Here is a 1122-nt window from a genome sequence, read left to right as displayed (position 1 = left end):
ACCCCACACCCCACACCCCAATTTATGAGAATAGAAACCTTAAAATCGGGTTTAATCGTCTCCTGTCAAGCGCCAGTGGAGTCGTCTCTGCACGATCCTGTAATTATTGCCGCCATGGCTCATGCTTGTGTGGATAGGGGTGCTTGTGGGGTAAGAATTGATAGTCCCGCTCATCTGAAAGCCACCCGTCAACAATTGCCGGATATACCGATAATTGGACTCTGGAAACGCAATTATCCCGATTGTTCGGTATATATTACTCCCAAATATCAAGATGCTCTCGCCATTGCCGATGCGGGTGCCGATATAATTGCCTTGGATGCTACCCCCAGAAAGCGTCCTAATGATGAAAATTTAGCCACAATTATCGCTCGTATTCATCAGGAAACTGGTAAATTAGTCATGGCAGATATAGACTCGATCAAAAGTGCTATTTATGCCGTGGCAGCCGGTGCTGATATTGTCGGTACAACTCTTTACGGTTACACAGAAGCAACTAAAAATCTACCACCGCCGAGTTTTTCTTTCCTAGAAGAATTAGTTAATAAGTTATCAGTTCCTGTTGTCTGTGAAGGAGGAATATCGACTCCAACAGAAGCAAAAAAAGCCCTAGAAGTTGGTGCATATTCGGTAGTTGTCGGCACGGCAATTACAGGGATTGATTTAAAAACTACCGCTTTTTTACAAGGAATTTTATCAAAAGATTAATGGGAGGGAAAAAACCAAAAAGTTTAGCCGCACCTCCTAAAATAGCGACAACCAAAGCGATTAAAATCCCCCGGTTTGTGAATTGCTGATAGGCAATCCCTGCGGTCAATCCGTTAATTTTTTCGTCACTACAATGGATAAACCCGTTAACTTTTCTTAACGTACCCATGTTTATTGTAATATTTCTTAATAGACAGGGATGGATCATATTTGCTAAAAAGGAGATCAAGTCAAAAAAAGAACCCTTGGCAACCTCTCAAAATTACCCGATGATAAGCTTTTACGCATTTAAGTTACATTGACAGCATTACCCTTATTTTTAAGTTTTCTACTCCATTTAATAATCAATCCCCCTTCATTTAAAAGCTGATTGACTACTTTTTCCAGTTCTTCTTTATTTTCAAATTCTCGATT

1 protein-coding gene and 1 pseudogene are annotated in these 1122 nt (G+C 40.4%); one reads left to right on the top strand and one right to left on the bottom strand.

The features are described 5' to 3' along the window. Positions 1-24: 24 nt before the first annotated feature. Positions 25-708, top strand: coding sequence for an N-acetylmannosamine-6-phosphate 2-epimerase (locus tag O9290_RS08655; RefSeq protein WP_288056981.1), 684 nt, complete (start codon positions 25-27; stop codon positions 706-708). Positions 709-996: 288 nt separating this feature from the next. Here the strand turns inward: O9290_RS08655 and O9290_RS08650 are convergent. Next, positions 997-1122, bottom strand: a pseudogene (locus tag O9290_RS08650) (IS630 family transposase); the annotation flags it as partial.

The sequence above is a fragment of the Microcystis sp. LE19-41.2A genome (assembly GCF_027530405.1).
GTDB lineage: Bacteria > Cyanobacteriota > Cyanobacteriia > Cyanobacteriales > Microcystaceae > Microcystis > Microcystis aeruginosa.
This window is presented reverse-complemented; position numbering and strand designations above follow the sequence as displayed.